1 protein-coding gene is annotated in these 1029 nt (G+C 68.7%); it reads right to left on the reverse strand.

All coding sequences use genetic code 11. The annotated features are described in order from the left end of the window. The coding region (locus HA052_RS27075; protein WP_166454440.1) for an RHS repeat domain-containing protein at positions 1-1029 on the reverse strand (1029 nt) is incomplete at both ends.

Raw genomic sequence — 1029 nt, forward strand, 5'->3', positions numbered from 1 at the left:
GTCGTAGCTTTGGTGGGTGACTTGGTCGGCCGCATCGGTCACCAGGGCCGGCTTCCAGTCGCTGGGGCCCGAGGCGTCCAGCGCCAGTTCTTCAAACTGCGCCCGCGTCGCAAACAGCCAGGAGTCGTTGGCTCCTACGTCGGTGTTGGTCTTGCGCAGCGTCGCCACGCCCCGCACCGCGCCGGCCGGCGCCACGCCGTCCGCCACTGTCCGTTTGTAGCCGGCCAGCGTTGGGCCGCCCGGCAGGTTCTCCGCCGGGGTATTGCGATGGGCGAGCGTTTGTTCCGAGGTGGAACCCAAGGCCTGGCCCGCCGCGTTGAACCACACGATGTGTAGGGTAACCAAGGCGCGGTGGGCACCGGTATACACCGAGAACGCGTAACGGCGTCCGGCTTGCACCGGCACGCTTTGCACCAGTTCCTGATAGGCACCTTGCGAGTGGCGACCGGTCTGGTGCAAGTAGACGGTGTTCTCGCCGGCCAGGCCCTCCGCTATCCGCCAGTCGGCGTTCAGATTGCCGCCCACTTCGGCGTCGGCGTTCCACGCCTCATAACCCCAGTTCGCCACCTTGCCCGGCGCCGAGGCTTCGAACAGGCTGTTGCGCAGCAGGTTGGCCTGGGCGCGGCCTTGCAGGCTTTCCGCCGACAGCCCCATCTGCGCCAGGCTCTTGGCGTAGCGTAGGGTGTCGGTGACATTGCCCGCCGCGTCGTAGCGGCGCTCGGTCACATAGCCCTGCGCGTCGACGCTGAGGCTGGGTCGGCCGGCCGCGTCGTAGAAACTGCGGCTGTGCTGGTCGGCCGCGTCGGCCACCAGGGCCGGCTTCCAGTCGCTGGGGCCCGAGGCGTCCAGCGCCAGTTCTTCAAACTGCGCTCGCGTCGCAAACAACCAGGAGTCGTTTTCGCCCACCGCGGTATTGGTCTTGCGCAGCGTCGCCACGCCTCGCACCGCGCCGGCCGGCGCCACGCCGTCCGCCACCGTCCGTTTGTAACCCTTCAGCGCCGGACCGCCCGGCAAGTTGTCCGCCGGGGT

Origin of the sequence: Chromobacterium fluminis, from assembly GCF_011602385.1 — a bacterium.
Taxonomy (GTDB): domain Bacteria; phylum Pseudomonadota; class Gammaproteobacteria; order Burkholderiales; family Chromobacteriaceae; genus Chromobacterium; species Chromobacterium fluminis.